At 67.2% G+C, this 25,279-nt stretch carries 21 protein-coding genes; 7 read left to right on the forward strand and 14 right to left on the reverse strand.

The features are described from left to right. The first annotated feature begins 52 nt into the window (after positions 1 to 52). Positions 53 to 982 (forward strand): 2-hydroxyacid dehydrogenase, encoded by a 930-nt coding sequence (locus AC2ITM_RS15270; protein ID WP_486467484.1) that lies wholly within the window; start codon positions 53 to 55, stop codon positions 980 to 982. A 181-nt stretch (positions 983 to 1,163) separates the two neighbouring features. On the opposite strand, the gene proS is transcribed toward AC2ITM_RS15270, so the two are convergent. Next, positions 1,164 to 2,501, reverse strand: coding sequence for a proline--tRNA ligase (proS, locus tag AC2ITM_RS15275; protein ID WP_486467485.1), 1,338 nt, complete (start codon positions 2,499 to 2,501; stop codon positions 1,164 to 1,166). A 138-nt stretch (positions 2,502 to 2,639) separates the two neighbouring features. On the opposite strand from proS, the gene AC2ITM_RS15280 reads away from it, so the two are divergent. The 3 genes from AC2ITM_RS15280 (at position 2,640) to AC2ITM_RS15290 (ending at position 7,628) form a co-directional block, all read left to right on the forward strand. Then, complete coding sequence (locus AC2ITM_RS15280) at positions 2,640 to 3,722, forward strand: AI-2E family transporter (RefSeq protein WP_486467486.1); 1,083 nt, start codon at positions 2,640 to 2,642, stop codon at positions 3,720 to 3,722. Positions 3,723 to 3,847: 125 nt separating this feature from the next. Then, a complete protein-coding gene (locus AC2ITM_RS15285) occupies positions 3,848 to 6,028 on the forward strand; it encodes an RNA degradosome polyphosphate kinase (RefSeq protein ID WP_486467487.1) in 2,181 nt (726 codons plus the stop codon). A 52-nt stretch (positions 6,029 to 6,080) separates the two neighbouring features. Continuing rightward, the gene (locus AC2ITM_RS15290) at positions 6,081 to 7,628 is read left to right on the forward strand and encodes a Ppx/GppA family phosphatase (protein WP_486467488.1); all 1,548 of its coding nucleotides are present in this window, start codon (positions 6,081 to 6,083) and stop codon (positions 7,626 to 7,628) included. A 351-nt stretch (positions 7,629 to 7,979) separates the two neighbouring features. Here the strand turns inward: AC2ITM_RS15290 and AC2ITM_RS15295 are convergent, their stop codons facing one another. The 4 genes from AC2ITM_RS15295 to AC2ITM_RS15310 all read right to left on the reverse strand — a co-directional run bounded on the left by AC2ITM_RS15295 (position 7,980) and on the right by AC2ITM_RS15310 (position 11,142). Beyond that, on the reverse strand, positions 7,980 to 8,444 hold the full coding sequence (locus AC2ITM_RS15295; RefSeq protein WP_486467489.1) for a hypothetical protein: 465 nt from the start codon (positions 8,442 to 8,444) through the stop codon (positions 7,980 to 7,982). Positions 8,445 to 8,833: 389 nt separating this feature from the next. Next, the gene (locus AC2ITM_RS15300; RefSeq protein ID WP_486467490.1) at positions 8,834 to 9,856 is read right to left on the reverse strand and encodes an endonuclease/exonuclease/phosphatase family protein; all 1,023 of its coding nucleotides are present in this window, start codon (positions 9,854 to 9,856) and stop codon (positions 8,834 to 8,836) included. 49 nt (positions 9,857 to 9,905) lie between these two features. Beyond that, positions 9,906 to 10,586 (reverse strand): TerB family tellurite resistance protein, encoded by a 681-nt coding sequence (locus tag AC2ITM_RS15305; RefSeq protein ID WP_486467491.1) that lies wholly within the window; start codon positions 10,584 to 10,586, stop codon positions 9,906 to 9,908. A gap of 61 nt (positions 10,587 to 10,647) precedes the next feature. Next, a complete protein-coding gene (locus AC2ITM_RS15310) occupies positions 10,648 to 11,142 on the reverse strand; it encodes a GNAT family N-acetyltransferase (protein WP_486467492.1) in 495 nt (164 codons plus the stop codon). A 189-nt stretch (positions 11,143 to 11,331) separates the two neighbouring features. On the opposite strand from AC2ITM_RS15310, the gene AC2ITM_RS15315 reads away from it, so the two are divergent. Beyond that, on the forward strand, positions 11,332 to 11,973 hold the full coding sequence (locus tag AC2ITM_RS15315) for a TetR family transcriptional regulator C-terminal domain-containing protein (RefSeq protein WP_486467493.1): 642 nt from the start codon (positions 11,332 to 11,334) through the stop codon (positions 11,971 to 11,973). Between the two features lie 694 nt (positions 11,974 to 12,667). On the opposite strand, the gene scpA is transcribed toward AC2ITM_RS15315, so the two are convergent. From scpA to AC2ITM_RS15350, 7 genes are all read right to left on the reverse strand, one after another. Further along, a complete protein-coding gene (gene scpA, locus AC2ITM_RS15320) occupies positions 12,668 to 14,797 on the reverse strand; it encodes a methylmalonyl-CoA mutase (protein ID WP_486467494.1) in 2,130 nt (709 codons plus the stop codon). Beyond that, entirely contained in the window at positions 14,794 to 15,684 is an 891-nt protein-coding gene (locus AC2ITM_RS15325) for a hypothetical protein (protein ID WP_486467495.1), read from the reverse strand. The genes scpA and AC2ITM_RS15325 overlap by 4 nt, the downstream gene beginning before the upstream one ends. Positions 15,685 to 15,831: 147 nt before the next feature. Continuing rightward, entirely contained in the window at positions 15,832 to 17,877 is a 2,046-nt protein-coding gene (locus tag AC2ITM_RS15330; protein ID WP_486467496.1) for an acetyl-CoA carboxylase biotin carboxylase subunit, read from the reverse strand. A 156-nt stretch (positions 17,878 to 18,033) separates the two neighbouring features. Continuing rightward, positions 18,034 to 18,249 (reverse strand): hypothetical protein, encoded by a 216-nt coding sequence (locus AC2ITM_RS15335; protein ID WP_486467497.1) that lies wholly within the window; start codon positions 18,247 to 18,249, stop codon positions 18,034 to 18,036. A gap of 355 nt (positions 18,250 to 18,604) precedes the next feature. Further along, positions 18,605 to 19,003, reverse strand: a complete 399-nt coding sequence (locus AC2ITM_RS15340) for a hypothetical protein (RefSeq protein ID WP_486467498.1) — start codon at positions 19,001 to 19,003, stop codon at positions 18,605 to 18,607. Between the two features lie 117 nt (positions 19,004 to 19,120). Next, complete coding sequence (locus AC2ITM_RS15345) at positions 19,121 to 19,477, reverse strand: hypothetical protein (RefSeq protein WP_486467499.1); 357 nt, start codon at positions 19,475 to 19,477, stop codon at positions 19,121 to 19,123. Between the two features lie 7 nt (positions 19,478 to 19,484). Next, positions 19,485 to 21,017 (reverse strand): acyl-CoA carboxylase subunit beta, encoded by a 1,533-nt coding sequence (locus AC2ITM_RS15350; RefSeq protein WP_486467500.1) that lies wholly within the window; start codon positions 21,015 to 21,017, stop codon positions 19,485 to 19,487. Between the two features lie 224 nt (positions 21,018 to 21,241). Between AC2ITM_RS15350 and AC2ITM_RS15355 the strand changes: the two genes are divergently transcribed. Continuing rightward, positions 21,242 to 22,465: a multidrug effflux MFS transporter gene (locus AC2ITM_RS15355; protein ID WP_486467501.1), complete on the forward strand. Its 1,224-nt coding sequence runs from the start codon at positions 21,242 to 21,244 to the stop codon at positions 22,463 to 22,465. An 82-nt stretch (positions 22,466 to 22,547) separates the two neighbouring features. Then, entirely contained in the window at positions 22,548 to 23,948 is a 1,401-nt protein-coding gene (locus AC2ITM_RS15360) for a helix-turn-helix domain-containing protein (protein ID WP_486467502.1), read from the forward strand. Here the strand turns inward: AC2ITM_RS15360 and AC2ITM_RS15365 are convergent. Together AC2ITM_RS15365 and AC2ITM_RS15370 are read right to left on the reverse strand one after the other, a co-directional pair. Continuing rightward, on the reverse strand, positions 23,933 to 24,184 hold the full coding sequence (locus tag AC2ITM_RS15365) for an HP1242/YdcH family protein (RefSeq protein WP_486467503.1): 252 nt from the start codon (positions 24,182 to 24,184) through the stop codon (positions 23,933 to 23,935). The genes AC2ITM_RS15360 and AC2ITM_RS15365 overlap by 16 nt on opposite strands. 144 nt (positions 24,185 to 24,328) lie before the next feature. Further along, complete coding sequence (locus AC2ITM_RS15370; RefSeq protein ID WP_486467504.1) at positions 24,329 to 25,234, reverse strand: DMT family transporter; 906 nt, start codon at positions 25,232 to 25,234, stop codon at positions 24,329 to 24,331. Between the last annotated feature and the right edge of the window lie 45 nt (positions 25,235 to 25,279).

Genomic DNA, 25,279 nt, shown 5'->3' on the forward strand with positions numbered 1-25,279 from the left:
GCCACGGCCTTGCCTGCTAGGGTCCCCCCCGACCCCGGCAAGGAAAGACCCCATGACCAATGTCCTCTTCGCCTCCCGCTCTCCGGGCTGGCCGACCTACGAACAACCGCTGAAGGCCGCCTTCGCCGAAGCGGGCCTGGAAATCGACATCCGCACCGACTTCGCCCCCGAAGCGGTCGATTACATCGTCTACGCGCCCCAATCAGACCTACAGGATTTCACCCCCTATACCCGCTGCAAGGCGGTGCTCAGCCTCTGGGCCGGGGTCGAGAAGATCACCCCCAACACCACCCTCACCCAGCCTTTGTGCCGCATGGTCGATCCCGGGCTGACCGCCGGCATGGTGGAATGGGTGACCGGCCACACCCTGCGCCATCACCTCGACATCGACTTCTTCCTCGACAACCAGTCGGGCGAATGGATCCAGAAGGTGCCGCCGCTGGCACAGGAACGCCCGGTGACGGTGCTGGGCCTGGGTGAACTGGGCCGCGCCTGCGCCGCCTCCCTCGCCCGCCTCGGCTTCCCCGTCACCGGCTGGAGCCGCACCCAAAGGGACGTCCCCGGCCTCACCACCCTGTCCGGCCCCGAAGGGCTGAAACAGGCGCTCTCCACCGCGCAGATCCTGGTGCTGCTGCTGCCCCTGACGGATGACACCCGCGACCTGATCAACGCCGAAACCCTGGCCCTGCTGCCGAAGGGCGCCACGATCCTCAACCCCGGTCGCGGCCCCCTCATCGTGGACCAGGACCTGGTCGATGCGCTGAACTCCGGCCAGATCCACCGCGCTACGCTCGACGTCTTCCGCACCGAACCCCTGCCCCCCGCTCACCCCTTCTGGGCGCATCCCCGGGTCACCGTCTGCCCCCATATCGCCGCCGAGACCCGCCCCCTGACCGCCGCCCGCGTCATTGCCGAGAACATCCGCCGCGGCGAAGCGGCCGAGCCCTTCCTCTTCCAGGTCGACCGCGCCCGCGGCTACTGACCCCCGCTTTCATCTTTCCCGAAATACGGAAATCCCGACATCTCCACAGGTAAAAGGGGCAGGTCCCGCGACCCGCCCCTTTCATCTTTCCCCAAATATGCCCGCCGGAGGCGTCCTCCGCCGGCACCACGCCCGGGGGATCGGCATGGACCATCGACAGCCCCGCCCCCCCCCTCAGGGATCACAGCGCGGCGTAGATGCCCACGACCTTCTCGATCGCGGCCTCGGGGCTCAGCTCCTCGCTCTCACCGGTGCGGCGGCAGGTCAGTTCGACCACGCCGTTCGCCAGGCCGCGCGGGCCCACGGTGATCCGCCAGGGCAGGCCGATCAGGTCCATGGTGGCGAACTTGCCGCCCGCACGTTCGTTGCGGTCATCGTAAAGCGGCTCCAGGCCCTTGGCGGTGAACGCCTTGTAAAGGCTGTCGCAGGCCGCATCCGCCGCCTCGTCACCCTGCTTCAGGTTCACGATGCCGACGTGGAAGGGCGTGACACCTTCCGGCCAGATGATGCCCTTGTCGTCGTGGTTGGCCTCGATGATCGCACCGATCAGGCGCGACACGCCGATGCCGTGGCTGCCCATCTGCACCGGGACCTGCTTGCCGTCGGGACCCTGCACCGTGGCGCCCATGGCCTCGGAATACTTGGTGCCGAAGAAGAAGATCTGCCCCACCTCGATGCCGCGCGCGGTGCGGCGGCGCTCTTCGGGGACCTGGTTGAAGATCGCCTCGTCATGGGTCTCGTCGGTGCGGGCGTAGCGGCTGGTGAACTCTTCCAGCACGGCCTGGCACTGCTCGCGCGAGTCATAGTCGATCTCGCGGTCGCCGAACTTCAGGTCGGTGATCTCGCTGTCATAGAAGACCTCGCTCTCACCGGTTTCCGCCAGCACCAGGAATTCATGGGTGTCGTCGCCGCCGATGGGGCCCGAATCCGCGCGCATCGGGATCGCCTGCAGGCCCATGCGCTCGTAGGTGCGCAGGTAGCTGACCAGGTGGCGGTTGTAGGCGTGCAGCGCATCTTCCTTGGTCAGGTCGAAGTTGTAGCCGTCCTTCATGAAGAACTCGCGGCCGCGCATCACGCCGAAACGCGGACGCATCTCGTCGCGGAATTTCCACTGGATATGGTACAGGGTCAGCGGAAGGTCCTTGTAGGACTTCACGTAGCTGCGGAAGATGTCGGTGATCATCTCCTCGTTCGTGGGCCCGTACAGCATCTCGCGGTCCTGGCGGTCCTTGATGCGCAGCATCTCGGGGCCATAGGCGTCATAGCGCCCGGATTCACGCCACAGATCGGCGGATTGCAGCGTCGGCATCAGCATCGGCACGTGGCCGGCGCGCTGCTGCTCTTCGTGGACGATGTTTTCCAGCTTGCGCAGCACCTTGAAGCCCAGCGGCAGCCAGGAATAGATCCCTGCGGAGGCCTGCTTGATCATGCCGGCCCGCAGCATCAGGCGGTGGCTGGCAATCTGCGCCTCGGCGGGCGTCTCCTTCAGAACGGGCAGGAAATAGCGCGACAGTCGCATGTCTCGTGGCCTTTTCAGCTTGGGTTGCACGCCGGTTTATTGAAGCACGCGCCCCCCGGCAATGGCCTTCGCGCCCACGCCCGCCTTGAAATCCGCCCGCACCGCCGCAAGATACTGGGAAAACCCGGAGATCCCGCCTTGGCCCTGCCCGTTCGCAAGCAAATGAAGTACTGGGGGATCGCCGCTGCGGTCTTCCTGATCATGATGTGGTGGCTGGGGGGCGTGATCATGCCCTTCCTGCTGGGCATGGCCATCGCCTATTTCCTGGATCCCGTGGCCGACCGGCTGCAGCGCATCGGCTGTTCCCGGGCGCTGGCGACGGCGATCATCATGCTGGGCGTGGTGGTGATCTTCGTGCTGGGGGCACTGATGGTGGTGCCGGCGGCGCTGAACCAGGCGATCCAGCTGTTCGACACCGCACCGCAGCTGTTCCAGAACCTGCAGGAATTCCTGTCGCGCCACTTCCCCGACCTGCAGAACCAGGATTCGGTGCTGCGCGAAAGCCTCTCGGCGGTGGGCAGCACCATCCAGTCGAAGGGCGGGGAACTGCTGCAGACGGCGCTCGGCTCGGTCGGCAGCTTCATCAACATCATGATGCTGTTCGTCATCGTGCCGGTGGTCGCTTTCTACATGCTGTTCGACTGGGACAACATGGTGGCCGAGGTCGACAAGCTGCTGCCGCGCGACCATGCCCCCACCATCCGCCAGCTGGCGCGCGACATCGACGACACGCTGGCGGGCTTCATCCGCGGCATGGGGTCGGTCTGCCTGATCCTGGGCACCTATTATGCGATCGCGCTGATGCTGGCGGGGCTGCAGTTCGGCCTGGTGATCGGCGCCTTTGCAGGCCTGATCACCTTCATCCCCTACGTGGGCGCGCTGCTGGGCGGGTCGCTGGCCATCGGCATCGCGATGTTCCAGTTCTGGGGCGACTGGGTGCATATCGGCATCGTCGCCGGCATCTTCGCCCTGGGCCAGGTGACCGAGGGCAACTTCCTGACGCCCAAGCTGGTCGGCGGATCCGTGGGCCTGCACCCGGTCTGGCTGATCTTTGCCCTGTCGGTCTTCGGCACGCTGTTCGGCTTCGTGGGGATGCTGGCCGCGGTGCCGCTTGCCGCCGCCCTGGGCGTGCTGGCGCGCTTCATGGTGCGGCAATACACCGGCTCCAGCCTGTATCGCGGCACCACGCTGCGCCCCGATGACCTGGACCAGCCCGAGTAATCCCTGATCACCACGCAGCCAGGCCCCGCCCCCGGGGCCTGCTGCGGCTGGCGTTATCGCGGCATCATCCCTAAGGTGAGGACAGTTATAAAAAACTGTTACATTTTCCAGCGATGAAGCGGCCCATGATTGACGCGGATTTCCTCAACACCCCGGTCCCGGAGCCCATTGCGCTGCCGGACCTAGACCCGACTTCGCCGCAGCGCTTCTTCAACAGGGAACTGTCCTGGCTGGGCTTCAACTGGCGCGTGCTGGAAGAGGCCGAGAACCCCCGCGTGCCGCTGCTGGAGCGGCTGCGCTTCCTGTCGATCAGCGCCACCAACCTGGACGAATTCTATACCGTGCGCGTCGCGGGCCTGCGCGAACTGGCCAAGGCCGGCAACACCAACCCCGCCGCCGATGGCCTGACCCCGGCCGAGCAGCTGGTCCAGATCAACGAGAACGCCCGCCGCCTGATGGAGCGCCAGCAAAGCGTGCTGCGCGACCTGCGCGGGCTGATGCTGGCGGAAGGCATCGCCATCCTGGGCAGCGAGGACCTGACCCCCGCTGATCTGGATTTCCTGGGCGACTACTTCCTGCAGAAGGTCTTTCCGGTGCTGTCGCCGCTGGCCATCGACCCGGCGCATCCCTTCCCCTTCATCCCCAACATGGGCTTTTGCCTGGCGCTGCAGCTGGAACGCAAGCGCGACCGCCGCCCGCTGCAGGCGCTGCTGCCGATCCCCGCGCAGATCGCGCGGTTCGTGCCGCTGCCCTCGGGCGATGGCCAGACCCGCTTTCTGCCGCTGGAAGAGCTGGTGAAAGTGCATCTGGAACGGCTGTTCCCCGGCTACCGCGATCTGGGCGCCTGCACCTTCCGGGTGCTGCGCGACAGCGACCTGGAGGTCGAGGAAGAGGCCGAGGACCTGGTGCGCGAATTCGAGACCGCCCTGAAACGCCGCCGCCGCGGCGAGGTGGTGCGGCTGAAGATCTCGGCCCGCGCGCCCGAATCGCTGGCCACGGTGATCATGCGCGAACTGCGCGTCTGGGGCGACGAGGTGATCGAGGTCGACGGGCTGATCGGCATTTCCGCCCTGTCGGAGCTGGTGCTGGACAGCCGCCCCGATCTGCTGTGGCCCAAGTTCACCCCCCGCGTCCCCGAGCGCGTCCAGGATCACGAAGGCGACATGTTCGCCGCGATCCGCCAGAAGGACATGCTGCTGCATCACCCCTATGAAACCTTCGACATGGTGATCCGCTTCCTGCAGCAGGCGGCGCGTGACCCGGACGTGCTGGCGATCAAGCAGACGCTCTATCGCACCTCGAAGGACAGCCCCATCGTCGAGGCGCTCTGCGAGGCGGCCGAGGACGGCAAGTCCGTCACCGCCCTGGTCGAACTGAAGGCGCGTTTCGACGAGGCCGCCAACATCCGCCAGTCCCGCCGCCTGGAACGCGCGGGCGCGCATGTGGTCTACGGTTTCGTCGACTGGAAGACCCATGCCAAGATCAGCAGCGTCGTCCGCCGCGAGGGCGACCGGCTGGTCACATACACCCATTTCGGCACCGGCAACTATCACCCGATCACCGCGCGCATCTATACCGACCTGTCGCTGTTCACCTGCGAAGAGGAACTGGGCCGCGATGCGACGCGGGTCTTCAACTACCTGTCGGGCTATGCCCAGCCCGAGCGGCTGGAAACGCTGTCGATCTCGCCTCTGACGCTGAAGGACGACCTGATCCGCATGATCGGCGACGAGGCCGATCATGCCCGCGCCGGTCGTCCCGCGCAGATCTGGGCCAAGATGAACGCGCTGATCGAACCCGACGTGATCGACGCGCTTTATGCCGCCGGTCAGGCGGGGGTGAAGATCGACCTGGTGATCCGCGGCATCTGCGGCCTGCGCCCCGGCATCGCGGGCCTGTCGCCCAACATCCGGGTCAAAAGCATCATCGGGCGTTTCCTGGAACATTCCCGCATCGTGTGCTTTGGCAATGGCGGCGGGCTGCCCTCGAACGAGGCGCGGGTGTTCTTTTCCTCCGCCGACTGGATGGGGCGCAACCTGAACCGCCGGGTGGAAACCCTGGTCGAGGCCAAGAACAAGACCGTGAAGAACCAGATCGTCCGGCAGATCATGGCCGCCAACCTGCATGACCAGGAACAAAGCTGGGTGATGCAACCCGACGGCCAGTTCCTGCGGGCCGACTTCCCCACCGATGGAACCGCCTTCAATTGCCACCGTTTCTTCATGGAAAACCCGTCCCTTTCCGGGCGCGGCAGTGCCGGTGCGGCGGATGTGCCCGAATTGACACGGGAACTTCAGGCCGGTTGACCGCCCCCCGCCTGCGAAGGCATAACCGGGAAAGTTACAAGAGGTCGGCCTCATGGATGGTGACTCCGTTCAGTCTTCCCCGGATTGGGGGCCTTTCGGGCGTCCGCTCTTCAACGATCCGAAATCGCGCGCCCTGTCGCGCGTCGGCGTTGTCGATGTCGGATCGAATTCCGTCCGGATGGTCGTGTTCGACGGGGCCGCGCGCAGCCCCGCCTATTTCTTCAATGAAAAGATCATGTGCGGTCTGGGGGCCGGGCTGTCGGACACCGGCCGCCTGAACCCCGAGGGGCGCCGGCGCGCGCTGGCGGCGATCCACCGCTTCCAGCTGCTGGCCGCCGGGATGGATGCCACGCCGCTGACCGCAGTGGCCACCGCCGCCGTCCGCGAGGCCAACGACGGCCCCAATTTCGTCCAGGAGGTCGAGGACAAGACCGGCCTGAAGATCCACGTCATCGACGGCCGCGAAGAGGCCCGGCTGTCGGCCCAGGGCGTGCTGCTGGGCTGGCCCGGCTCTTACGGGCTGGTCTGCGACATCGGTGGAAGCTCGATGGAGATCGCGCGGATCCGCGACGGCCAGGTCGGCGAGCGCGAGACCTCGCAGCTGGGTCCGCTGAAGCTGCAGGACGTGCCGGGCGGCGCGAGGGGCCGCAAGGTCTACATCAAAGAGCAGGTCGAACGGCTGGCCCAGGTCATCGGACTGGACCGCAACCGGCTGTTCCTGGTCGGCGGCAGCTGGCGGGCCATCGCCCGCATCGACATGGAGCGCCGCGGCTACCCGCTGCACGTGCTGCACGAATACCGCATGAGCGCGACCTCGATCCGCGACACCGTCCGCTTCATCGAGGGCCAGGACCTGGAGATCCTGCGCAAGCGCTGCGGCATTTCCGCCTCCAGAATGTCGCTGGTGCCGCTGGCCTGCGAGGTCCTGCTGGAGGTCCTGCGCCAGTTCAAGCCGCATGACATCGCGGTGTCCTCCTACGGGATCCGCGAGGGGCTTTTGTATCAGCAGATGCCGCAGGACCTGCGCGACCGCGATCCGCTGATCGAATCGTGCCGCCATGCCGAGCTGAAGGACAGCCGCCACCCCGGTTTCGGCCGCACGCTCTATCGCTTCATCCAGCCCATCTTCCGCAATGCCCGCCCCGAGCGGCAGCGCCTGGTCAAGGCCGCCTGCCTGCTGCATGACGTGACATGGCGGGCGCATCCCGACTACCGCGCCGAGGTCTGCTTTGACAATGCCACCCGCGCCAACCTGGGCGGGCTGACCCATTCCGAACGCGTCTTCCTGGGTCTGTCGCTGCTGCACCGCTACAAGAACAAGCGCGAGGGCACCCAGTTCGCCGAGCTGGTCCGCCTGCTGCCCGAGGCCGACGTCAAGCAGGCCGAGATCCTCGGCAAGGCGATGCGTTTCGGGGCGATGATCTGGCCCGAGAAGGATGCCGACATCGGCCAGCTGCACTGGTACCCGAAAAAGCGCGTGCTGGAGCTGGAGATGGCCGAGGGCGCCTGGCCGCTTTACGGCGAGGTCGCCGAGGCGCGCTTCCGCTCGCTGGGCAGCGCCCTTGACGCCGAGATCGTGCTGCGCCGCATCCCGACCTGATCCGGTCCGTGGCGGGCTGGGTTTTGCGCAAGGCCCGCCTTGCCCTCCACTTAGGGACAGGTTGCCTGGCCCCGGTCCGTGAACTGATCGCGGTCAGGTTCCCCATTATCGGGCCCCGGCACGTGATCCGGTCACGGGCGGCTGTTCTGCCACAGGCCCCGGCAGGCGATCCGGCCACGGGCGGCCGTCCTGCCACAGGCCCCGGCAGGCGATCCGGCCACGGGCGGCTGTCCTGCCACAGGCCCCGGCAGGCGATCCGGCCACAGGCGGCTGTCCTGCCACAGGCCCCGCAGGCGGCCCGGCCACGGGCAGCCCCGGCGCCCCCGCCTTTAAAGCCCGGCGACCCCGCCTTTAAAGATCGACCTGGCCATCCTCGCGCTGACCGGGCACGGGGGGCATGTATTGCGGCGCCCCCTCCTTGCGCTTGATCAGGATGTCGCCATTCGGCAGCACCACGGGGGGCTCGTAATTCGACAGGTCTCCGACCTTGCCGATGGCCTCCTTCAGGGCGGGGCCGAACTGCTCGAAGAACTGCTTCACCTTGGGGCTGGCCTTGTCCGCCAGATCGCCCCAGCTGTCCGACAGACCATCCATGAACAGCTGCAACCCGCGCTCCATCTTCGAGGGGCCCTTGGGGCTGTCGGCGGCGGGAGGTGTCCCGGGATGGGCCTGCGCATCGGGGGCGGCGGGAGGTGTCCCGGGATGGGCCTGCGCATCGGGGGCGGCGGGCGCGGGCTGCGGCACGGGGGCGTCCTGCGCCAGCAGCGGCTGGCCCAGCGGCAGGGCGATCAGGGTGGCAAGAACGATGCGTTTCATGGCCCCAATATAGGGCCGCCCGGCGCCCTGCCAAAGTCCCGCAGCGATGACTTGCCGACACATCTGGATGATGTTCGGATTTCGTCAGCCGGGGCGGGGCCAGGCCCCCAACGGCCAGCCGGCCCCTACCGCACCGCACCGCACCGCACCGCACCGCACCGCACCGCACCGCACCGCACCGCACCGCACCGCACCGCACCGCCAAAGCTGGCCCCCGTGAGACGCCCGGCGCAAGGCCCGTGCTGCCACGCGCCCCGGTGCAACGGGACCTCATCACCACGCCCCCGGTGGCCATTCCAGATGGCCCGGACGCAGCTGCATTCCCCGTTCCCGTTCCCGTTCCCGTTCCCGTTCCCGTTCCCGTTCCCGTTCCCGGAGGACTGTGGCCGTCAGAGGTCGATGTCCAGCGTCACCGGGAAATGGTCCGAAGCCAGCAGCAGCGCGCGCTGCAGTTCGGGGGCGTTCCAGCAGGCCGGATCGTCGAACGGATGCCAGATCCGCCAGACCGGCTGCAGCCGCGCCAGATCGTCCGAGACCATGATGTAGTCCAGCAGCGCCTGCAGATAGCGCCCCTCGCTGGCAATGTGGAACCTGGCCGAGGTCGGCGGCGCCTGAAAGCGGCGGGCGAACACCTGCGCCGCATGGGGATCGAACAGGCAGGGCCCGGCCGAAGAGCTGTCGCCGGTCTCGTCGCCCAGCAGGATCTCGACCGAGGAGCGGCCGAAGAGATGTTCGTATTCATCCAGCCCCGGGCCGTCGTTCAGATCGCCCATCAGCATGACGCTTTCGCCCGCCTCCATCAGCGCCACCAGCCGGCGGCGCAGCCAGATCGCCTGGGCCAGCTGCTTGCGCCGGTTGGCGATCGACAGCCGCATCGCGGATGCCGCGTCATGGGCCCCGTGCGGCGCCTTCGATTTCAGATGCGCGCCGATCATCATGAAGCCGCGGCCGCGGCCGGTCAGCACCGAAAGCTCCAGCGGGGGCTTGGAAAAGCGCACCTCGTCCTCGACCGCATCGACATCCAGATCAATGCGGAACACCCCGTCAAAGCGCGGCGCGGCGGCGCTTTCGCCCGGCGTGTGGGTGACCTGCAGCCGGTCGGGATCATAAAGCAGCGCGATCTCCTGCTGGGTGTCATTGGCAAAGCCGATCACCGCCTTGCGGGCGCGCAGGCCGAAGCCTTCGGCGAAATGTTCCAGCGCGCGGGTGGCCGAGCGGCGCAGGCTGTCGTCGGGCGCCTCGATCACCATCACCGCATCGGCATCAAGCGCGGTGAACACCATCCCCAGGGCCTCGGCCTGCTGGGCGCGCGTCACGTCGCGGCGGCGCGACCAGCGGTCATCGACCTGCAGCTGACCCGCATCATCGAAAAGCGCGTCGAACCATTCGACATTGTAGGTGGCCAGCCGCATGATCGGCCTCCTTCCCCGGGGCAGTTTTCACAGGCGTTTCCGCCGCAGGTCAGACGTGGGCGCTCTGGATGTCTTCCCAGGCGCGGTTGATGTCGGCCATGCGCTTTTCCGCCAGCTTGATCGCTTCGGGCGGCAGGCCGCGGGCCATCATCCGGTCGGGGTGGCTTTCGCGGACGGCCTGTTTCCAGGCGGTGCGGGCCTCGTCCATCGAGGCGCCCCGGGGCAGACCCAGGATCGTGTAGGCATCGCAGCGCGCCTGCGGCACGAAGCGCAGCCGCATCCGCTGGAAATGCTCGGGGTCCATGTGAAAGATCTCGGCCACGCGGGACAGGAAGGCGTCCTCGGCATCGTGGTAATCGCCATCGGCCAGCGCAATGTGGAACAGGCCCTCCATCAGGTCCTCAAGGACCTGGGCATCGGGGCCGAACATCCCGGCGATACGGGCGGCATATTCCTCGAATCCCGCAACGTCCTGGCGCGCCAGGTTAAAGACCCGCGCCGCGCCGTCCTCGTCGCCGGGGGCGATCTGGAACACCTCGCGGAAGGCCGAGACCTCGTTGCGGGTGACGCGGCCATCGGCCTTGGCCATCTTGGCGCCAAGCGCCACCACCGCGATCGTGAAGGCGACCGAGCGTTCGGGCGGCGTGCGCAGCTTCTCGAAGACATGGGACAGGGATTCGCCTTGCGCCAGTGCCTTCAGGGCTTCGGAAATGCGGGACCAGATCGACATGGTGTCAGTTTACCGCGCCGCCGCGCCGCTGTCAGCGTGGCATCATCGCAAATCGTACCGGTCAGAGGAACTTCTGCATCAGCACCAGCTCCAGCCAGCGGTCGAACTTGCGCCCGACCTGCGGCATCCGGCCGGTTTCCTGATAGCCCAGGGCGGCGTGAAAGGCCTGACCGATGGGATTTTCCCCCGACACGCCCGCGATCATCACATGGGCGCCGGCGGCGCGGGCGTGATCCTCGACCGCCGTCATCAGCGCCCGGCCGACGCCCTGGCCGCGCCCTTCGGGGGCCAGGATGATCGTATGCTCCATCGCGCGGGCATAGCCGTCGCCGGCGCGGAACTGGTCGTAGCTGGCAAAGCCCAGGATCTGGCCGTCCGCCTCGGCCACGAAGAATTCGCGGCCCGCAGCCCGACGGCCGTCGATATAGGCGATCAGCGTTTCGGGGGTCTTGGCGAGCGAGGCGAAGGTGATCGTGCTGTCACTGTAGACCGGGGACCAGATCTGCAGCACGCGGGGGTGGTCGGCGGGCGTGACGGGACGAACGAGCGGGCGCATGGCAACCTCCTGAACAGCAACACCATGTTCCCCGCAGCCAAGGGATTGGCAATGCCTGTGGCCACGTCGCCTGCCGCATTTTCGCCCTTGCGCACGCGAAAGCTGACGGCGGGGTCAAACGCGCTCTGGACGCACGGACGGGGGCGCGACAGGATCGGGGAAAACGCCCCGGACAGTGGAAAGACCCAGATGAATGCCAAGGCGCCCGAAACCGAACCGCGCATCCGTGCCCGCAACGAGGCGCTGATCCGCGATGCCGCCACGCGGCTGTTCGCCCGCAAGGGGTTCGAAGGCACGCGGATCTCCGAGATCGCCGAGGCCGCAGGCCTGCCCAAGGCCAATGTCTACTACTACTTCGGCTCGAAAAAGCAGATCTACCGGGCGGTTCTGCTGAAACTGCTGACCAACTGGACCGTGGCGCTGGACCACCTGAGCGAGGACAGCGATCCCTTCGACGCGCTTGAGGGCTATGTGCGCGCCAAGCTGGAACATTCCCGCCGCTTTCCCGACGAGACCCGCGTCTTTGCCACCGAGATCCTGGCCGGCGGCCCCTACCTGACCCCCGAGGACCGAGAGCTGATGCGCGCCGGGATGCTGCGCCCGGTCGAGGTGCTGGAGGCCTGGATCGCCCGCGGCCTGATCCGCCCCGTGCATCCGCGCCACCTGATGATCACGCTCTGGTCCGCCGCCCAGTACTATGCCGATTTCGAGATCATGGCCGCCCATACCCTTGAGGTGAAGAAGCTGACGCGGGCGGATTTCGACGCGGCCGCCGATACCATCGTGCAGACGACGATCCGCGGGCTGCGCCCCGATCCCGTCCCCGCCTAGGCGATCCGGCCCCCGCAGCTGACGCCCCTTTCCTTGGAGGGCAGCTGGCCCTCCGACACCTGTCCGCGCCGCCCGCCGGGCACAGGACAGGCCCCGGGGGATCCACGACCTGCGGGACCGGGGCGGCGCGGCCCGAACCGCGCCCCAACGGCGACAAGATCCCGGCATCGCCCCACCGGACCGGCGCCGAAATGCCCGACCGCCGCCGCGAGAGCATCGAAACGCAGTGGCCGGACAAGTGTGGCGCGGGTGGCCCCGCCAGCCCATCCCACGCGACCTCTGGCAGGCGGTCGGGGCACTGGTGGACCACCGCGCGCAACCCGGGCAGGCGGTCGGGACGCTGGCGGGCCATCGCGCGCAGTCCCGGCAGGCAGCCGGGGCGCTGACGGGCCATCGCACGCACCCCCGGCAGGCAGCCGGGGCGCTGACGGGCCATCGCACGCACCCCCGGCAGGCAGTCGGGGCGCTGGCGGACCATCGTACGCACCCCCGGCGGGTGGCCGGGGCGCTGGTGGACCATCGCACCCAACCCCGGCAGGCGGTCGAGGCACTGGCGGACCATCGCACGCGGCCCGGTCGGACGGTCGGGCACTGGCGGGCCGGACGCCGGTCCGCTGCGTCGTCTCGCCCGCCTTCTCCTTCGGCAAGATGGGCCAGGCGCCCAAGGGCTGTCCCCCGGGGCGCCTGAGCGGGATCAGCCCCGGGTGGCGCGGATCAGTTGCAGGATGTCCTGCGCGGCGGAGGGGATATTGGTGCCCGGACCGAAGATCGCCTTCACCCCGGCTTTCTTGAGGAAATCATAGTCCTGCTGCGGGATCACGCCGCCGCAGATCACCAGGATGTCGCCCGCGTCCTTGGCCTTCAGCGCCTCGATCAGCTGCGGCGCCAGGGTCTTGTGCCCCGCCGCCTGAGAGCTGATGCCGACCACGTGCACGTCGTTGTCGACGGCATCCTGCGCGGCTTCCTCGGGCGTCTGGAACAGCGGCCCCACATCGACGTCAAAGCCGATGTCGGCAAAGGCCGTCGCGATCACCTTGGCGCCGCGGTCATGGCCGTCCTGGCCCATCTTGACCACCAGCATTCGCGGGCGGCGCCCCTCTTCGGTGGCGAAATCCTCGACCGCCTTCTGGATCGCGGCGAATTCCGCATCGCCCTCGTAGGCCGCGCCATAGACCCCGGCGAGGGTCTTCACCTCGGCCCGATGCCGGCCGAATTCCTTCTCCATCGCCATGCTGATTTCCCCTACCGTCGCCCGGGCCCGCGCGGCCTCGACCGCCGCCTCGAGCAGGTTGCCACCGTCCTTCGCGCGTCGCGTGACCTCGTCCAGCGCCGCCTGACAGGCCGCCGCATCGCGGGTCGCGCGGATCTGCTCCAGCCGGGCAATCTGGCTGTCGCGGACCTTCATGTTGTCGACATCCAGGATGTCGATCGGGTCTTCCTTGTCTTTCCGGTACTTGTTGACCCCGACGATGACCTCTTCGCCGCGGTCGATCATCGCCTGACGTTTCGCGGCGCTTTCCTCGATCCGAAGCTTGGGCATGCCGGAGGCCACGGCCTTGGTCATGCCGCCCATCTCCTCGACCTCCTGCATCAGGGCCCAGGCCTTTTCGACCAGATCATTGGTCAGGCTTTCGATGTAGTAGGACCCCGCCAGCGGATCGACCACCTTGGTGACGCCGGTTTCCTCCTGCAGCACCAGCTGGGTGTTGCGGGCGATGCGGGCCGAAAAATCGGTGGGCAGGGCAATTGCCTCGTCCAGCGCATTGGTGTGCAGCGACTGGGTGCCGCCCAGAACCGCGCTCATCGCCTCGTAGGCGGTGCGGATGACGTTGTTGTAGGGGTCCTGTTCCTGCAACGACACGCCCGAGGTCTGGCAATGCGTCCGCAGCATCTTCGAGCCCTCCTTCTTCGCGTCGAAATCGGTCATCACCCGGTACCACAGCGTGCGCGCGGCGCGCAGCTTGGCGATCTCCATGAAGAAGTTCATGCCGATGGCAAAGAAGAACGACAGCCGTCCGGCAAAGCTGTCGACATCCATCCCGGCGCGGATCGCGGCGCGCACATATTCCCGGCCATCCGCCAGGGTATACGCAAGTTCTTGTACCAGGTTCGCGCCCGCCTCCTGCATGTGGTAGCCGGAGATCGAGATAGAGTTGAACTTCGGCATCTCGGCCGAGGTATACTGGATGATGTCCGCAATGATCCGCATCGAGGGTTCGGGCGGATAGATATAGGTGTTGCGGACCATGAACTCCTTCAGGATGTCGTTCTGGATGGTGCCCGAGAGTACGGCGCGGTCATGGCCCTGTTCCTCGCCGGTAACGATGAAGCTGGCGAGGATCGGGATCACCGCGCCGTTCATCGTCATGGACACCGACACCTTGTCGAGGGGGATGCCCTCGAACAGGATCTTCATGTCCTCGACCGAATCGATGGCGACACCCGCCTTGCCGACATCGCCCACCACGCGGGGGTGGTCGCTGTCATAGCCGCGGTGGGTCGCCAGGTCGAAGGCCACCGAAACGCCCTGCTGACCGGCGGCCAGGTTGCGGCGGTAGAAGGCGTTCGATTCCTCGGCCGTCGAGAACCCCGCATATTGCCGGATCGTCCAGGGACGGCCCGCGTACATGGTCGAGCGGACACCGCGGGTAAACGGCGCCTCGCCGGGCAGGGTGCCCATGTGCGGCAGGCCCTCGGTGTCGGCCTCGGTATAGAGCGGCTTCACGTCGATGCCTTCCAGCGTGTGCCAGGTCAGCTGCTCCAGCGGACGGTCGCGCAATTCCTTCTGGGCGCGGGCCTTCCAGGCGTCGGTCTTCTGCGTCATCGCACTGTCCTCTCTCCTGCGGCCGGGCCGGATGTGCCTCCGGGCTGCGGCGCGCCTCCTGTCGTGGGATCGGCCCCGAAGGGCCGGTATCGGGCCAGGCCCCCCGCGCCGGCCGCCAGCCAGGCAAGGTCCTGATCGTACATCTCTTGCAGCGCGGCACGGCCTTCGGGATCGAAGGGGTGCCAGCGGCCTTCGCTGACCGGCAGGCCCAGGCGTTCGGCCGAGGCACTGCGGTTCAGCCAGGCGGGCATTTCCATGCGCGGCGCCTCGGGCGCCTGCAGCATGGCGTTCAGCCGGGCCTGCGGATCGCCCGCGAACCCATCGTGCGGCAGCACCTGCAGCGGCACGCCGGGGGCTGCATGGGCGACTTCCTCGATCACCGCGCGCCAGCCGCGCCCCGACCGGGCGATCTGCCCCAGCAGGGCAGCGTCGGGCAGCGGATGGCCGCGTTCCAGCGCGTAATGCAGGCAGGAGGTCCACCAGCCCTCAAGCCCGCGCACCGACAGCACGATCCGGCTGACGGTGCCGCCAAAGGCCTGCACGTGGCGGGCCACACGGCCGCCCGCATCGGCGTAAAGGCAGCCGTCGCGCAGCGTGCCCCGGGGACTGCCCAGCATGTTCTCGTCACTGACCAGCAGGCGGGACAGCCCCTTGCGGCGCAGCCCCTCGACGTTGATGGCGATGCGGCCGCGGGCGCGGTCGTACTGCTTTTGCGCAGGCAGCGGACCCGGCACCGGCATCACCCCGGTCAGCACCCCGCTGCGGGTGCGCCGGGGATCCCAGACCGCGATCCCCCGCCCCTCGAGCACCCCGCGCGAGGCGCGCAGATAGGCCTGAAAGGAAGTCGTCGCGGTGCGGTGGGCACCGATGTGCAGGATCACGTCCATGAGGGTCCGGGCCTTTGCCAGAGGCGGGACCACGCGACGCGGCCCCGCAGGAAGGAAGGCCGTGATCATGCCCCCCGCCCCGTCACGAAGCGCTTAACCGGGGCGCGCTTTTGCAGCGTCCCGATGTCGCCCGCCCCCGCCATGGACCTATTCGAACTCCATGATGATCTCGTCCACCGCCAGGCTGGAGCCGGGCGTGGCGTTGATCCTGGCGACGATCCCCTTGCGCTCGGCGCGCAGGATGTTCTCCATCTTCATGGCCTCGATGGTGCAGAGCGCCTGGCCCTCCTGGACCTCCTGCCCCTCTTCGACGTCGATCTTCACCACCAGACCCGGCATCGGGCACAGCAGCAGCTTCGAGGTGTCGGGGGGCATCTTCTCGGGCATCAGCAGCGCCAGTTCGGCCTGGCGCGGGTTGCGCACATGGACCTTCAGATCGGCGCCCCGGCTGCGCACGCGGAACCCGCCCGAGATCTTGCCGACCTTCAGCACCAGCGGTTCGCCGTCGACCGTCATGTCCGCCAGCGACTTGCCCGGCGTCCAGTCGCCCGCCACCCGCAGCACCGCGCCATCGGCGAAGGTGATGCTGGCGCCGTCGTGATCGGCGGCGATGGTCAGCTCATAGCTTTGGCCCTGCAGCGTCGCGACCCATGTGTCGCCCACCTTGCGTTCGTGATTGTCCATGCGCCCCGAGATCCGGGTCCGGCGGATTTCCCCGACGCGGTGCATGGCAGTGCAGGCGGCAGCGATCCGGCGCAGCGCCGGTTCCGGCAGGGTGACGCCCTCGAAGCCGCCGGGGTATTCCTCGGCGATGAAGGCAGTGGTCATGTCGCCCGAGACGAATTTCGGATGATCCATCACAGCGGCCAGGAACGGCAGGTTGTGACCGATCCCCTCGACCTCGAACCGGTCGAGAGCGATGCGCATGGCCTCGATCGCCTGGGCGCGGGTCGGGGCCCAGGTGCACAGTTTCGCGATCATCGGATCGTAGTACATGCTGATCTCGCCGCCGTCATAGACGCCGGTGTCGTTCCTGACGGCCGCATCGCCCGCAGGCGCATCGCCATGCCACTTGCCATTGACCAGCAGCGGGCCTGCCGCGGTTTCCACCGGCGGGTTGTAGCGCGTCAGCCGCCCGATCGAGGGCAGGAAGTTGCGGTACGGATCCTCGGCATAGAGGCGGTTTTCAATGGCCCAGCCGGTCAGCTTCACATCGTCCTGGGTGATCGACAGCGGTTCGCCATTGGCGACGCGGATCATCTGTTCCACCAGGTCGATGCCGGTGATCAGTTCCGTCACCGGATGTTCCACCTGCAGGCGGGTGTTCATCTCCAGGAAGTAGAAGTTCTTCGCCCCATCGACGATGAATTCCACCGTCCCGGCGCTGGCATAGCCCACGGCCTTGGCCAGCGCCACGGCCTGTTCGCCCATCGCGCGGCGGGTGGCTTCGTCCAGGAAGGGACTGGGGGCCTCTTCCACGACCTTCTGGTTGCGGCGTTGAATGGAACACTCCCGCTCGCCCAGATAGACGCCGTTGCCATGGGCATCGCATAGCACCTGGATCTCGATATGGCGGGGTTGGGTGACGAATTTCTCGATGAAGATGCGGTCATCGCCGAAGGAATTCGCCGCCTCGTTCTTGGACGACTGGAAGCCCTCGCGCGCCTCGGTGTCGTTCCAGGCGATGCGCATCCCCTTGCCGCCGCCCCCCGCAGAGGCCTTGATCATCACCGGATAGCCGATTTCGCCCGAGATCTTCACCGCCTCGTCGGCATCGGCGATCAGGCCCATGTAGCCCGGGACGGTCGAAACGCCCGCCTCCTGCGCGATCTTCTTCGAGGTGATCTTGTCGCCCATCGCCTCGATCGCCTTGACCGGCGGGCCGATGAAGGCCACGCCCGCATCCGACAGCGCCTGGGCGAATTTCGGGTTTTCCGACAGGAAGCCATAGCCCGGGTGCACCGCCTCTGCGCCGGTCGCGATGATCGCCGCCATCACCTTGTCGATGACGATGTAGGACTGGTTGGCGGGCGGCGGGCCGATATGCACGGCCTCGTCCGCCATGGCCACATGCAGCGCATTGCGGTCGGCGTCCGAATAGATGGCGACAGTGGCGATCCCCATCTTGCGGGCGGTCTTGATGACGCGGCAGGCGATCTCGCCGCGGTTGGCGATCAGGATCTTCTTGAACATGCAGGTCCCTTCCCGGACGGATAGTGCGGCGCGCCCGCTCCGACGGCAGGCGGCAAACACGAAAAACCCCCCGGGGTGCGGCAGCACCACGGGGGGTCGACTGAGATGCCCGTGCCGGTCGCAAGACCGGTGCGGGAAACGCGGATCAGGCGGGCGTTACTTGCAGGCGCGCGGGTTCGACTGGCAGTAGGCCACGTTGGCCGCCGCACCGACCAGCGCACCGGTGCCAAGGCCGCCACCGGTGACAGCTGCGGCGCCGCCGCCCACTGCACCACCGACCAGGGCCTGTTCGCCCACCGTGCGGCCGCAGGCCGACAGCGAGGAGAGACCTGCGACGAGGACGCCAGCGATGATCCAGGATTTCTTGAGCATGACTTCACACCTTCTTGTTGCGCATGTTTCGTCCTCCTAACGCGGAAGACGACAAAACGTTCCAAGAAAGATCGCGCCATCGTGAGGCCGGCGTGAAGGCGCCCATTGCCGCAGCGACAAAGGCAGGGTTCTGCCAGCGGGGCCCGGCACGGGCCGGAAAGGGGCCGGAAAGGCACGGGCAATGCCCAGAAGGGGACGTGGCATTGCCCGTGGGGGGAAGGGTAACGGTATTGGGTCGCTCCCCCTTGGGGAACGGTTTCGATGCTGCCCCGACGGCCCCCCTGCGCAAAGCGCCGATTGGCCGGGGCCGCAGCACCAGCCGGATCTTGCGCAAAACAGGGGGCCGTCGGCAGCATCATGCCCAGTCGTCCTCTTCGTCCTCGTCCTCTTCCTCGAAACCGTCATCCTCGGCGGCGAAGGCCCCGGGGAAGGCGGCGCGGGCAGCGGTTTCGTTGATCACCAGAAGGGCTTCGTAGCTGACCGGATCAAAGGGATCTTCGGCGGCCACGACCTCGCGGCCAAAGACCCACGACAGGCGCCCGGCATCCAGGTTGCCCCGTTCGAAGGGTTCGTCCCCGAAGGCGGCCCAGAGCGCGGCCATGAAGGCCTCGTCGGCGCGGCGGTCGACGGCCTTGCGGTCGCGGTAGCGTTCGCGACGGGTGATCGGCGTCACGCCCTTGGGATTGGCGCGGCGGATGGTGAACTGGAAATCGGTCCCCGGCAGACGGCTGGGGAAGCCACGGTGTTTCAGCATGGCTGAGCTCCTGAGGCAGGCCCGCCCGGCAGATGGACCGGGACGCGGGCAGGTTGCGTTGCAGCCCCTCCCCTACACCGGGCCGCCCTTGCCGGACAGGGGGATGCCATGGGCGCCTCAGCCATGGCGGCGCCCGGCGTGACGCAGCCAGCGCGCGCGGTGCACGGGGCTGTCCAGAAGCGTCGACAGGATGGTGCGCGCGGCTTCGGTCGGGCGGGCGCCGTCCAGCGCGCCGCCCGCGGTGATCCGCACGCCGCCCTCCATGCGCTCGACCCGGACCGCGGGGGCAAAGCCGCGCAGCGACTGCAGCCGGCGCCACATGTCCTGGCGGACCTGGTGCGCGATGGCAGACAGCGACACCGGATCCGCCGCCGCCACCTCGGCCACGACCTTCAGGTCGAAGCGGGGCGGCAGGCGCCGGGTCACGACGACCGCGCCGTCCTCTTTCAGATTGTGCCAGCCGGGACGTGCCATAGGGACCTCAGAGCGGGATATTGTCGTGTTTCTTCCACGGGTTCTGCAGCTTCTTGCCGCGCAGGGACGCGAATGCCCGCGCCACGCGCCGCCGGGTCGAACGGGGCTGGATCACCTCGTCGATGAACCCCTTTTCGGCAGCGACGAAGGGATTGGCAAAGCGGTCCTCGTATTCCTTCGTGCGCGCCGCGATCTTCTCGGGGTCGCCCAGTTCGGAGCGGTACAGGATCTCGGTTGCGCCCTTGGCGCCCATCACCGCGATCTCGGCCGTGGGCCAGGCATAGTTGAAATCGCCGCGCAGGTGCTTGGAGGCCATCACGTCATAGGCGCCGCCATAGGCCTTGCGGGTGATCACCGTGACCTTCGGCACCGTCGCCTCGCCATAGGCGAACAGCAGCTTCGCGCCGTGCTTGATGACGCCGCCATATTCCTGGCTGGTCCCCGGCAGGAAGCCCGGCACATCGACGAAGGTCAGGATCGGGATCTCGAACGCATCGCAGAAGCGGACGAATCGCGCCGCCTTCCGAGAGCTGTCGATATCGAGGCACCCGGCCAGGATCATCGGCTGGTTCGCCACCACGCCGACGGTCTGGCCTTCAAGCCGGATGAAGCCGGTGATGATGTTCTTGGCGTAATCTTCCTGGATCTCGAAGAAGTCCCCCTCGTCCGAGACCTTCAGGATCAGTTCCTTCATGTCATAGGGCGTGTTGGGATTGTCGGGGATCAGGGTATCGAGGCTGGGCTCGATCCGGCCGGGTTCGTCGAAGAAGGGCCGCACGGGCGGCTTTTCACGGTTGTTCAGCGGCAGGAAATCGACCAGGCGGCGGACCTCGGCCAGGGCCTCCACGTCGTTTTCGAAGGCGCCGTCGGCAACGCTGGATTTCTTCGTGTGGGTGCTGGCGCCGCCCAGTTCCTCGGCGGTCACGACCTCGTTCGTCACGGTCTTCACCACGTCGGGGCCGGTGACGAACATGTAGCTGCTGTCCTTCACCATGAAGATGAAGTCGGTCATGGCGGGGCTGTAGACCGCGCCACCGGCACAGGGCCCCATGATGACGCTGATCTGCGGCACCACGCCCGAGGCCATGATGTTGCGCTGGAAGACATCGGCATAGCCCGCAAGGCTGGCCACGCCTTCCTGGATGCGCGCACCGCCGGAATCGTTCAACCCGATGACAGGCGCGCCGTTCTGCATCGCCATGTCCATGATCTTGCAGATCTTCTGGGCGTGGGTTTCGGAAAGCGAGCCGCCGAAGACGGTGAAATCCTGGGAAAAGACATAGACCATGCGGCCGTTGATCGTGCCCCAGCCGGTGACCACGCCGTCACCGTAGGGGCGCTGGTCCTGCATGTCGAAATCGGTGCAACGATGGGCGACGAACATGTCGAATTCCTCGAAACTGTCCGCATCCAGCAGCAGGTCGATGCGTTCGCGCGCCGTCAGCTTGCCCTTGGCATGCTGGGCCGCGATCCGCTTTTCACCGCCGCCGAGCCGCGCGGTTTCGCGCCGGTCCTTCAGCTCCTGCAGGATATCCTTCATCTTTTGCTCCCCATAATGAGCCGCGTCCGGCATCGTGGTGCCCGCGCCGCCAAGGGCGAACCGGGCGTCGCGTCCGGGCCGACCATAGGCCCGGGCCTGCGGCAACCAAAGCGAAAAGGGGCAAATTTGCAAAGGTTTGGCAGAGCCCCGTCTGCAAATTGCAAAGCTGCATAGTACCTGCGGATCACATGGACTTGCCAAGGGCACGGGACTAGCAGAATCCCATGACCTCCTCCCCTGCTCCGCGCTACCTGCACCCCGATTCCGTGCCGCATCTGTCGACCCTGATCCTGCTTGTCGGAACAGGGGCATTGGCCATTAACATCTTCCTGCCATCCCTGCCCAATATCGCCGCGCAATTCGACGCACCCTATGCGCAGGCGCAGTTGCTGATCGCGGGATATCTGGGCGCCAGCGGCCTGATCCAGCTGCTGGCGGGCCCCTTCGCGGACCGCTGCGGGCGGCGGCCGGTCATCCTGTTCGGGCTGATCGTCTTCGTGCTGGCCTCTTTCGGCTGCCTGGTGGCGCCGAACTTTCAGGTATTGATGCTGTGCCGCGTGCTGCAGGCCACCGCCGCCATCGGCATGGCGATCGGCCGCGCCGCGGTGCGCGACATCTACAAGGGCGATGCCGCGACCTCGGCCATGGCCTATGTGATGATGGGGGTCTCGGTGGTGCCGATGATCTCTCCGGCCATCGGCGGGGTGCTGGACCAGGCCTTCGGCTGGCGCGCCTCGTTCTGGATGCTGCTGCTGACCGGGATCGCGGTGCTGCTGCTGTGCTGGCGCGACCTGGGCGAAACCGCCGCGCCGTCGGACAAGTCGATCCTGTCGCAATTTGCCGAATTCCCGGAACTGCTGACCTCGCCACGCTTCCTGGGCTACTGCCTGGCCTGCATGTGCAGCGCCGGCGGCTGGTACGGCTATCTGGGCGGCGCACCCTATGTGGGCACCCAGGTCTTTGGCCTCAGCCCGGCGGTCTTCGGCCTGTGCACCGCAACGCCCGCCTTCGGCTATTTCATCGGCAACTGGTTCACCGGCGCCTTCAGCGCCCGCATCGGGCTGAACCGGATGATCCTGTCGGGCCTGGCCATGATGCTGGTGGTGGCGCTGCTGGGCTACGGGCTGGCCCTGGCGCATCTGTCGACCCCCTTCACCTTCTTCGGGCTGATGATCTTTATCGGCATCGGCAACGGCATGGTGATTCCCACCACCACCACGGGGATGCTGTCGGTGCGCCCCAAGCTGGCCGGCACCGCCGCAGGGCTGGGCGGCGCGCTGATGATCGGCGGCGGCGCGGTGTTTTCCGCCATCGTCGGCGCCCTGCTGGGCCCGGGGCGCAACGAGGCCCCGATGATGGGCCTTTTCGTGCTGCTGATGGCGGCCGGCATCGTACTGATCCTGGGCGTCGTGCGGCGCGAACGCCGGCTGGCCATGGCCGGTCTCTGAGCTGCGGCTCTTTGCACCTTGTTAACCAAGGTTTGCAAACCTAGCCTCCGCATCGAGCATGATCCGAGCGGACAGGTGGGGAATGGGGGCACGCAAACTCTATGCCGGGGCGAAGCTGCGGGAAACGCGGCAGAAGCTGGGGCTGACGCAGAAGGAGTTCTCGGGCAAGCTCGGGATCTCGCTGCCCTATCTGAACCAGATGGAGAACAACAACCGCCCGGTCTCGACCGCGGTGGTGCTGAACCTGGCGCAGGAATTCGGCTTTGACGTGACCGAGCTGACCACCGGCGACAGCGAAAGGCTGGTCTCGGACATGCGCGAGGCGATGGCGGATCCGGTGCTGGCCGATGCCATGCCGCCGCTGGCGGATCTGCGGCTGACGGCCTCGAACGCGCCGGCGCTGGCGCGCGCCTTCCTGCAGCTGCACCGCGCCTACCGGCAGACCCATGAGCGGCTGGCCTCGCTGGACGAGGCATTGGGGCGCGAGGATTCGCGCCAGGCCCCCTCGCCCTGGGACGAGGTGCGCGATTTCTTCCACTATTGCGACAATTACATCGACGCGGTGGACCGCGCCGCGGAACGCTTTGCCGCCCCCGTCCGCCACGAGGAAAACATGCGTGTGCGCGCGGTCTCGGCGCTTGGCAACATCGGGGTGACTGTGCAGTTCCGCGACATGGACCCGCTGCGGATCTACGATCCTGCCAAGCGCGAGCTGTCGCTGTCGCTGCGTACCGCCCCCGAGACCCAGACCTTTCAGCTGCTGCTGCAGGTGGCGCTGCTGGAGCAGGACAAGCTGCTGGAGGCGACACTGGATCTGGCGCGATTCCAGTCCGATGCGGCCCGCTCGATCGCCAAGATCGGGCTGGCGAACTATTTCGCCGGCGCCGCCCTGATGCCCTACATGCGCTTTCTCGACGCCGCCGAGGAGGTCCGCCACGACCTGGAGATCCTGGCCATGCGCTTTGGCGCCTCGGTCGAGCAGGTGGCGCATCGGCTGTCGACGCTGCAGCGCCCGGGCGCCAAGGGCGTGCCCTTCTATTTCGTGCGGGTGGACCAGGCCGGAACGATCACCAAGCGGCATTCCTCGACCCGGCTGCAATTCGCGCGATTCGGTGGCGCCTGCCCGCTGTGGAACGTCCACCAGGCCTTCGAGATGCCCGGCCGCTTCCTGCGCCAGCTGTGCGAGACGCCGGACGGGGTGCGCTATATCAACCTAGCGCGGGACGTATCCAAGGGCCAGGGCCGATGGGGGGCACCGGTGCGCCGCTATGCCATCGCGCTTGGCTGCGAAGTGACCCATGCCGACAAGCTGGTCTTTGCGGACGGCCTCGACATCACCAACCCGAAGGCCTTCGAGCCGATCGGGATTTCCTGCCGGATATGCGAACGCGAGCGCTGTCACCAGCGCTCGGTTCCGCCGCTTGAGCGGCGTCTGACGATCGATGTGAACGCCCGGGGAACCCTGCCTTACGAGGTCGGCTGAAGGTCGCGCAGTTCGGCCCAGATCCGGTCCTTGAGCAGACCACGCTGCTTGCGGGCCTCGATCATGGCCAGATCTTCCATGGGCTCGATATTGTTTTCCCAGCGGTGGATCTTGCGGTTCAGCTCTTCGTAATCCGCGGTCAGCCGGGCGAAATGGGTGTCGCGGGCTTCGAGGTCGGCGATCGCCTCGACATGGGCAGGAAAGTCGTCGGCAAGGGCATGGGGCCGGTGGGTCATCTGTACCTCCTGTATCTGTCCTGAGACCTACTTTAGGCGCCATCGCGGGCAATGACATTGACAGGGATCAAACCGGGCGGGGGCGCTGCCCCCTTGCGCCTGCGGCGCAATTCCCCCGGCATATTTCAGGAAAGATGAAAGGGTTCAGACCTTGGTGGCAAGGCTGGGCGGGGCTAGGGGGCGGCGTTTCAGCACCGCTTCGCGCCAGGAGATGAAGCTGACCGCGCCCAGGATCAGGCCGCCGCCCAGGACCACGAAGGGATCGACCGGTTCGCCGAAGACAAAGACGCCCACCAGCACCGCCCAGACCAGCTGAAGGAAGGTGACAGGCTGTGTGACGGTGATCGGCGCCTCGCGGAAGGCGCGGGTCATGAAGTAATGGCCAAGTGTGGCCAGGACGGCCACCACCAGCAGCTGCGCCACCTGCGGCAGCGTCGGCGTCACCCAGACCGGCACCGTCAGCGGTAGCAGCCCGGCCGAGACGGTCACCGACAGCAGCGCCACGATCATCAGCGGCGGCAACTCGCCCGAGAGACGCTTGGACAGCATGTAGGAGACGGCAAAGCAGGTCGCGGTGCCCAGCATGGCGACATGGCCGGGGCCGATCTCGCGCAGGCCGGGGCGCAGGATGATCAGCGTGCCGATCAGCCCCGCGACCACCGCCAGGATGCGGCGGATCGCCAGCCGCTCGCCCAGGAAGATCGCGGCGCCGATGGTGATCAGGATGGGAGAAAGGTAGTTCATCGCCGTCACGTCGGCGAGCGGGATGCGCGCCATCGCGAAAAACCACAGCGCCACCCCCACGGTATGGATCGCCCCGCGCAGCACGACCAGCTTCCAAAGCCCCGCCGAGACCCGCGTGCGCATCAGTCCCGGCAGCATCGGCACGAACAGCACAAGCCCCAGCGCATAGCGCAGGAAGGCGCTTTCCGTCGAAGGCAGGGCCGTGCCCAGCGCCTTCACCAGGGCATTGACGCCCACGAACATGAACCCTGCGGCCAGCATCCAGGAGACACCGACCAGCGGGCGGGAATTGCGTGCTTCGATCATGCACCTGCCCTATGCTGCGCGCCCCGCCGCCACAAGCCCGCCCGG

It is taken from the genome of Pseudooceanicola sp. NS-SX9, assembly GCF_057380705.1.

Coding starts and splice junctions, on each gene's coding strand:
- AC2ITM_RS15370 (WP_486467504.1), bottom strand. CDS start 25,234: ATGATCGAAGCACGCAATTCCCGCCCGCTGGTCGGTGTCTCCTGGATG.
- AC2ITM_RS15310 (WP_486467492.1), bottom strand. CDS start 11,142: ATGCGCCCGCTCGTTCGTCCCGTCACGCCCGCCGACCACCCCCGCGTG.
- AC2ITM_RS15325 (WP_486467495.1), bottom strand. CDS start 15,684: ATGGACGTGATCCTGCACATCGGTGCCCACCGCACCGCGACGACTTCC.
- AC2ITM_RS15330 (WP_486467496.1), bottom strand. CDS start 17,877: ATGTTCAAGAAGATCCTGATCGCCAACCGCGGCGAGATCGCCTGCCGC.
- AC2ITM_RS15290 (WP_486467488.1), top strand. CDS start 6,081: ATGGATGGTGACTCCGTTCAGTCTTCCCCGGATTGGGGGCCTTTCGGG.
- AC2ITM_RS15315 (WP_486467493.1), top strand. CDS start 11,332: ATGAATGCCAAGGCGCCCGAAACCGAACCGCGCATCCGTGCCCGCAAC.
- AC2ITM_RS15305 (WP_486467491.1), bottom strand. CDS start 10,586: ATGTCGATCTGGTCCCGCATTTCCGAAGCCCTGAAGGCACTGGCGCAA.
- proS (WP_486467485.1), bottom strand. CDS start 2,501: ATGCGACTGTCGCGCTATTTCCTGCCCGTTCTGAAGGAGACGCCCGCC.
- scpA (WP_486467494.1), bottom strand. CDS start 14,797: ATGACGCAGAAGACCGACGCCTGGAAGGCCCGCGCCCAGAAGGAATTG.
- AC2ITM_RS15300 (WP_486467490.1), bottom strand. CDS start 9,856: ATGCGGCTGGCCACCTACAATGTCGAATGGTTCGACGCGCTTTTCGAT.
- AC2ITM_RS15340 (WP_486467498.1), bottom strand. CDS start 19,003: ATGCTGAAACACCGTGGCTTCCCCAGCCGTCTGCCGGGGACCGATTTC.
- AC2ITM_RS15350 (WP_486467500.1), bottom strand. CDS start 21,017: ATGAAGGATATCCTGCAGGAGCTGAAGGACCGGCGCGAAACCGCGCGG.
- AC2ITM_RS15355 (WP_486467501.1), top strand. CDS start 21,242: ATGACCTCCTCCCCTGCTCCGCGCTACCTGCACCCCGATTCCGTGCCG.
- AC2ITM_RS15365 (WP_486467503.1), bottom strand. CDS start 24,184: ATGACCCACCGGCCCCATGCCCTTGCCGACGACTTTCCTGCCCATGTC.
- AC2ITM_RS15295 (WP_486467489.1), bottom strand. CDS start 8,444: ATGAAACGCATCGTTCTTGCCACCCTGATCGCCCTGCCGCTGGGCCAG.
- AC2ITM_RS15285 (WP_486467487.1), top strand. CDS start 3,848: ATGATTGACGCGGATTTCCTCAACACCCCGGTCCCGGAGCCCATTGCG.
- AC2ITM_RS15345 (WP_486467499.1), bottom strand. CDS start 19,477: ATGGCACGTCCCGGCTGGCACAATCTGAAAGAGGACGGCGCGGTCGTC.
- AC2ITM_RS15360 (WP_486467502.1), top strand. CDS start 22,548: ATGGGGGCACGCAAACTCTATGCCGGGGCGAAGCTGCGGGAAACGCGG.
- AC2ITM_RS15335 (WP_486467497.1), bottom strand. CDS start 18,249: ATGCTCAAGAAATCCTGGATCATCGCTGGCGTCCTCGTCGCAGGTCTC.
- AC2ITM_RS15270 (WP_486467484.1), top strand. CDS start 53: ATGACCAATGTCCTCTTCGCCTCCCGCTCTCCGGGCTGGCCGACCTAC.